This is a genomic window from Streptomyces bohaiensis, assembly GCF_012033785.1.
Classification (GTDB): Bacteria; Actinomycetota; Actinomycetes; order Streptomycetales; family Streptomycetaceae; genus Streptomyces; species Streptomyces bohaiensis.
The window spans coordinates 25,828-32,010 of record NZ_JAAVJC010000028.1 but is presented as its reverse complement, the minus strand read 5'-3'; the positions used below and the strand labels follow the sequence as shown (position 1 = coordinate 32,010).

Annotated in this window: 7 protein-coding genes; all 7 read left to right on the top strand. The window is 72.4% G+C overall.

Annotation, left to right across the window (positions count from 1 at the left end):
* Positions 1–142: 142 nt before the first annotated feature.
* The 7 genes from HCN52_RS06190 to rplC all read left to right on the top strand — a co-directional run bounded on the left by HCN52_RS06190 (position 143) and on the right by rplC (position 6,179).
* The gene (locus HCN52_RS06190; RefSeq protein ID WP_312876567.1) at positions 143–904 is read left to right on the top strand and encodes a LytR/AlgR family response regulator transcription factor; all 762 of its coding nucleotides are present in this window, start codon (positions 143–145) and stop codon (positions 902–904) included.
* 10 nt (positions 905–914) lie between these two features.
* Positions 915–1,415 (top strand): hypothetical protein, encoded by a 501-nt coding sequence (locus HCN52_RS06185; RefSeq protein WP_209314211.1) that lies wholly within the window; start codon positions 915–917, stop codon positions 1,413–1,415.
* Positions 1,412–2,896, top strand: coding sequence for a sodium:solute symporter family transporter (locus HCN52_RS06180; protein ID WP_312876566.1), 1,485 nt, complete (start codon positions 1,412–1,414; stop codon positions 2,894–2,896). The genes HCN52_RS06185 and HCN52_RS06180 overlap by 4 nt, the downstream gene beginning before the upstream one ends.
* Positions 2,897–3,029: 133 nt before the next feature.
* A complete protein-coding gene (locus tag HCN52_RS06175; protein ID WP_168087333.1) occupies positions 3,030–4,232 on the top strand; it encodes a helix-turn-helix domain-containing protein in 1,203 nt (400 codons plus the stop codon).
* Positions 4,187–4,681: a PIN domain-containing protein gene (locus HCN52_RS06170; protein WP_168087332.1), complete on the top strand. Its 495-nt coding sequence runs from the start codon at positions 4,187–4,189 to the stop codon at positions 4,679–4,681. The genes HCN52_RS06175 and HCN52_RS06170 overlap by 46 nt, the downstream gene beginning before the upstream one ends.
* A gap of 530 nt (positions 4,682–5,211) precedes the next feature.
* Positions 5,212–5,520 carry a 30S ribosomal protein S10 gene (gene rpsJ / locus HCN52_RS06165; RefSeq protein WP_016909683.1) on the top strand — a complete coding sequence of 103 codons (309 nt, stop codon included), beginning with the start codon at positions 5,212–5,214 and terminating at the stop codon, positions 5,518–5,520.
* A gap of 14 nt (positions 5,521–5,534) precedes the next feature.
* Entirely contained in the window at positions 5,535–6,179 is a 645-nt protein-coding gene (gene rplC, locus HCN52_RS06160) for a 50S ribosomal protein L3 (RefSeq protein WP_167969366.1), read from the top strand.
* Positions 6,180–6,183: the final 4 nt, after the last annotated feature.

Below are 6,183 nucleotides of genomic sequence, written 5' to 3'. Positions count from 1 at the left end.
GCGTCTGCCGCCCGGTCTCTATCTGGACCACGGTGAGTTCGTCGACGGCCGCGCCGGGTGCCGCCCCCGGCGAGCGGCCCGGCGCCGCACCGGACGACAGCGCCACCGCAGCAGCGACCCACGGACCGGAAGGGGAAACGGGGTGACCGAGACACCGCGCCCGATGCGCGCACTCGTCGTCGAGGACGAGACCTTCACCCGGCAGGAACTGGCCGAGATGCTGGCAGAGCTGCCCGAGTTCGGCAGCGTCGAGGAAGCGGACAGCGGCGAGGCCGCCGTCCGGGTCCTGGGCACCTCCGCCTTCGACGCGGTCTTCCTGGACATCTCCATGCCCGGACTCGACGGCATGGAGGTCGCCCGGGTGCTGCACATGATGTCCGAGCCGCCCGCCATCGTCTTCGTCACCGCCTCCGAGCGCCACGCCGTCGAGGCCTTCGGCATCGGCGCCGCCGACTACCTCCTCAAGCCCATCCGGCCCGAGCGGCTGGCCGAGGCCGCCGCCCGGGTGCGCGCGCTGCGCCGCCCGGCCGCCGCGGCACCCGGCGCGGCCGTCGACGAACTCACCGTGGTCCAGATAGAGACCGGGCGGCAGACGCTGTTCGTCCACCGCGACGACATCCAGTACGCCGAGGCGCACGGCGACTACGTGCGCCTCCACACCGCCGACGACAGCCATCTCATCCGGCTCTCCCTCTCCTACCTGGAGGAAGCCTGGGGCCCCGCCGGGTTCGTCCGCGCCCACCGCGGCTACCTGGTCGCCGTCCGCTGGGTGCGCGACCTGCGGGTCACCAGCTCCTCCGGGCTGCTCGCCTGCACCCCGGCGGGGGAGGTCCCCGTGAGCCGCCGCCACGCGCGCGCCCTGAAGGAGCGGCTCCTGGCGGCGGTCCGGGACGAACAGCGGTGACGGCCGCCCCGTGAGCCTGCCCTCCCGCCCCCCGCACCGCCGGGTCCGGGTCACCAGCCCGCAGACCCGCATCGCGCTCTCCCGGCGCCACCGGCCCGTGCAGCAGCTGCTGCCGCTGCCCGACGGCACCCTGGACGACGGCGCGCTCGCTGCGGCCCGCGCGACCTTCGCCCGGCAGCGCCGCCTTGCCCTGCGGACCGCCACGGGGCTCGCCGCCCTGCTGCTCGGGCTCTCCGGGCTGCTCGCCGCGCTGCCCGCGCTCGACCGGATCACGGTCGGCCCGGTACCCGCCTCCTGGCTCCTGCTGATGGCCGCCAGCTACCCCATGCTGCTGGTCATCGCCGCCCTGCACGTCCGCGCCGCCGAGCGGATCGAGGACTCCGCGGCTCCCGAGCGCCACCGCCCGGCCGTACCCGGCCCCGGCACCGACGCGCACCGTCCCGGCACCGGCACCACCACCGGGACGCGCACCGGCGACTGGGGCCCCGCCGCCGGCGGAGGCCGGCCGTGACCGGACTGCTGGCCATCGGGCTGCTGCTGGCCGCCAGCATGCTCATCGGCGTCTACGGGGTGCGGGCCGCACGCTCCACGCCGGACTTCCTCGTCGCCTCCCAGGAGGTCAAACCCACCTGGAACGCGCTCGCCATCGCCGGTGAGTACGTCTCCGCCGCCTCCGTGCTGGGCCTGGCCGGCCTGATGCTCAAACACGGCATCGGCACGCTCTGGTACGCCGTCGGCTTCACCGCCGGCTACGTCGTGGTGGCGGCGCTGGTCGCCGGGCCGATGCGCCGCTCCGGCGCCTACACCGTCCCCGACTTCGCCGACTACCGGTTGGGCTCCCAGCGCATCCGCAAGCTCTGCGCGGTGATCGTGCTCGTGATCATGTGGCTGTACCTGATACCGCAGTTCAAGGGGGCGGGCGTGGTGCTGCACCTGGTCAGCGGGACGCCCTACTGGGTGGGCGTCGTGCTGGCCGGGCTGGTCGTCTCGGTGTCGATCCTCGCCGGCGGCATGCGCTCCGCCACCTACGTGCAGGGGTTCCACTACCTGGTGAAGCTGGTCTTCATCGCGGTCCCCGCCGTGGTGCTGCTTGCCTCCGCCGGGCCGGAGGGCCGCGCTGAGGCGCTGCACGTCGACCTCACCGCGTGGAGCCGGCCGCTGCTCGACCTCGACAACTCCGGCGAACCGCTGCTGGCCACCTGGTCGGTCCTGATCGCCACCACGCTGGGCGCGGCCGGACTCCCGCACGTGATCATGCGGTTCAGCACCACCGCGACCGCGCGCGCCGCCCGCCGCGTCGCGGTCTGGGTGATCGTGCTGCTCGGCCTCTTCTACCTCTTCCCCGCGGTGTACGGCCTGCTGGGCCGGGTCTTCACCCCCGAACTGGCGACCGAGGGCGACACCGACACGGTGACCGTGGTGCTCCCCGGGGCGATGCTCCCCGGCACCTGGGGTGCGGTGCTGACCGCCCTGGTGGCGGCCGGCGCCTTCGCGGCGTTCCTCTCCACCTCCTCCGGGCTGCTGCTCGCCCTGGCCGGCGGCCTCTCCCACGACCTCTCGCGCACCGGCGCCACCGGCGTCGGCCGGCTGCGGCTGGCGGTCGCCGCGGGGGCGCTGGTGGCGGTGCTGCTCTCGCTGCCGGCCGCCGCGGTGGACATCAACGTGCTGGTCGGCTGGGCGTTCGCCGTGGCGGCCTCCACCTTCTGCCCGCTGCTGGTCCTCGGGATCTGGTGGCGCGGACTGACCGTCGCGGGGGCGGCGGCCGGACTCGTGGCAGGGGTCTGCGCCTCCACCGGCGCCGCCCTCGCCTCGGCCGTGGTGGACGCCCCGCACGGCTGGGTCGTCGTCCTCCTCGCCCAGCCGGCCGCCTGGACGGTCCCGCTGGCGTTCGCCGTCATGTACGGGGTCTCCCGGCTCGGCACCCCGCCCGAATGGGCCGAGCGCGCCGTCCTGCGCCTCCACACCCCGGACGACACGGCCCGACCTCGGTGACGTGTCTCGGCACCCCCGGTCCGCGGAGCGGCTCCGGAGACCCGAGCCGGAGGCTGCTCTCGTCCGTCACGCCTTCCGACCCGTCGTCCGCTGAGCGCGCGCCACACCGTCCATGTGTGGGAAAATCCCACACATGGACGGTGTGCAGAGCTGGGCGGAAGTGGGCGAGCGCATCGCCGAGGCGCGCCTCGCCGCGGACCTCAACCAGGCGGAGCTGGCGGCGAGAGTAGGCATGGAACGCACCGCGTTGGTGCGGATCGAGGCCGGGGACCGGCGGGTCACCGCGCTCGAACTGCTGCGACTGGCAGATGAGTTGGGGGTTCCGCTCGCCCACCTGGTCTCGCGCCCGCCCCGCACGCTGGTCTCGCGGCGCCGCGCTCTCGAGGACAACCCTGACGCGACCGCCCGCGCCCGGTACCGGCTGGACGCCCGGTTGGAGGAGCACGCGCGGCGGGCGGAATGGCTCGTCGGTCACGGCTACCTGGTTCCGCCCGCGCCACTCGTCGACCGCCCGGACAACGGGGACGACCCCACAGGGCTGGCGAGGCGCGCGCGCCGCGCCATCAGACGGCCGGAAGGGCCGCTGGGGCCACTCGCTGATGTGGCGGAGCGCTTCGGGCTGTATCTGACCGTGGTGGACGAGCCGGCGGAGGGCGCCTCACTGCTCCTGGACGGCTTCGGTGTCTCGGTGATCAGCGGGAGGGCCGCACCGGGGCGGCGCAGGTGGACGGCGGCTCACGAACTCGGCCACCACTTGATGCAGGACGAGTACCACTCCGATGCCGGGGTGGCGGCGGGGCGCGACGAGCGGGAACAGCTCATCGACGCCTTCGTGGAGGAGTTCCTTCTGCCCGAGGCCGACATGCGTCAGGTATGGGAGGCATGGTCGCGAGAGCCGGGAGGAGCCAGGGAGGCCATGGTCCGCCTTGCGGCCTCGTACCGGGTCTCGTGGAGCGCCATGGTCAACCGGGGCCGGAGACTCGAACTGCTGGAGCCGGGCGAAGCCAGGCGGCTCAAGGCGGACACCCCTGTCCGTGGGGACTTCCTCGCGATCCACGGGAGCCAGCCCGAGGAGGATCTCGCGATCGGTACCACGGGACGGCAGTGGAGCCGAGCCGCTCTCGCCGCGTGGTCGCGGGGCGCGGTCACCGCGCCCCGCGCCGTCGAGCTGCTGTACGGCGCGGTGACAGAAGACGAACTTCCCGGGCGCACGCTGGGGGACTGCCCACCGCGACGATCTCCACCGGCTCTCCCGACGGCCCGGCAGTGCTGGCCTGGGACACGTCCCCGTTGCTGCACGCCATCCGAGCGGAGAAGATCGACCTCCTCGGGCTGATCGCGCAGCATTGCGGCAGGACACCCCGCCGCAATGTCACCACCCAGGCTGTGGTGAGCGAGATCAGCCATTACGGCTTACCGCTCGCGGGGCTGGACTGGTTGGAAGTCGTCCATGTGGACGACCTTGCCGAGATCGAGGCCCTGGTCGCCTGGATGGCCCGCGTGGCGGGTGCGAAGTCCAATCACGGCGAGGCCACCGTGCTCGCCTGGGCGGAGGTGCACCGGGCGGTCGCCGTGGTCGACGACGCGGATGCCCGGCGCATCGGTCTGCGCGAGGGGCTCGACGTGCGCGGCTCACTTCGGGTGGTCGCGGACGCGGTGCGGGTCGGTGACATCACCGCGCACGCGGCGACGGCGCTGGTCGACGCGATGATCGCCACGGGCGCGCGCTACCCCTGCCCGCGCGGCGGGTTCGTGACCTGGGCCAGGCAGCACCGCCTGCTGTGACCCTCTGGAGGTGTCCCGGCGCCGAGGAGGGCGCCCCATCGTGTGGCGTGCGTCGCTTCGGCTGCCGCGGGGTGGTCCGGCCCATGCGGCGCGTGGTAAGGGGAGTTGGGGTCCGCGGGGGCTGCACGTTCGAACGTGCGCGTGAGGATCGTCACGTCCTGGTCAGGCCCCGGGCAGCGATTGGCGACGGCTGTGTCCGGTATGGCACACTGGGCGGGTTGCTCGGTCGTGCGCCGATGCCGCGCGCCTCCCGCCGGGAGGATCGGAAGCGAGTCCCACCGTATTCGTCGTTCCATATATGCCCTGGTCAGACAGGGTAGGGACGGAAGTACCGGGATCTTCCGGGAAGCGTGTGCGGGGTGGCGGCCAGGCACTCGGTGGAAGTCATCCCCCCTCTCCCGCAAGGGAAACCTGCTGCGCGCAAACCGGCTCAGCAGGGCGACACACCCGACCGCGTGGGTCGGGGCTCGGGGGTGGAGGCGGAAGCCGGGTTCCGGAGCGTTGACGAGAGACAGGACTACGAAGTAGCCATGGCGGGACAGAAGATCCGCATCCGGCTCAAGGCCTACGACCACGAGGTCATCGACAACTCGGCGAAGAAGATCGTCGAGACGGTGACCCGCACTGGTGCGTCGGTCGCGGGCCCGGTGCCGCTTCCCACTGAGAAGAACGTGTACTGCGTCATCAAGTCGCCGCACAAGTACAAGGATGCGCGCGAGCACTTCGAGATGCGCACCCACAAGCGGCTGATCGACATCCTCGACCCGACCCCCAAGACCGTTGACTCGCTGATGCGCCTGGACCTTCCGGCCGGCGTTGACATCGAGATCAAGCTCTGAGAGGCGCGGAAGAGATGGCTAAGCAGATCAAGGGCGTCCTGGGCGAGAAGCTCGGCATGACCCAGGTCTGGGACGAGAACAACCGCATCGTCCCGGTCACCGTGGTCAAGGCCGGTCCGTGCGTCGTTTCCCAGGTGCGCACCAACGACCAGGACGGCTACGACGCCGTTCAGATCGCCTACGGCGAGATCGACCCGCGCAAGGTGAACAAGCCCCTCAAGGGCCACTTCGCCAAGTCCGGTGTCACCCCCCGCCGTCACCTCGTGGAGATCCGCACCGCGGACGCCACCGAGTACACCCTGGGCCAGGAAGTCACCGCCGAGGTCTTCGAGTCCGGCCTCAAGGTCGACGTGACCGGCACCTCCAAGGGCAAGGGCACCGCCGGTGTCATGAAGCGCCACGGCTTCGCCGGTGGCAAGGCTTCCCACGGTGCCCACCGCGTGCACCGCAAGCCCGGCTCCATCGGTGGCTGCGCCACCCCGGGCCGCGTCTTCAAGGGCATGCGGATGGCCGGTCGCACCGGCAACGAGCGGGTCACCACCCAGAACCTGACCGTCCACGCCGTTGACGCGGAGAAGGGTCTGCTGCTCATCAAGGGCGCGGTCCCCGGTCCGAACGGCGGCCTCGTCCTGGTCCGCACCGCGGCCAAGGGGGCGTGAGGTA

What these genes read in the sequence shown, in the direction of transcription:
- HCN52_RS06175 (WP_168087333.1), top strand. Translation starts at nt 3,030, where the DNA reads ATGGACGGTGTGCAGAGCTGGGCGGAAGTGGGCGAGCGCATCGCCGAG.
- rpsJ (WP_016909683.1), top strand. Translation starts at nt 5,212, where the DNA reads ATGGCGGGACAGAAGATCCGCATCCGGCTCAAGGCCTACGACCACGAG.
- rplC (WP_167969366.1), top strand. Translation starts at nt 5,535, where the DNA reads ATGGCTAAGCAGATCAAGGGCGTCCTGGGCGAGAAGCTCGGCATGACC.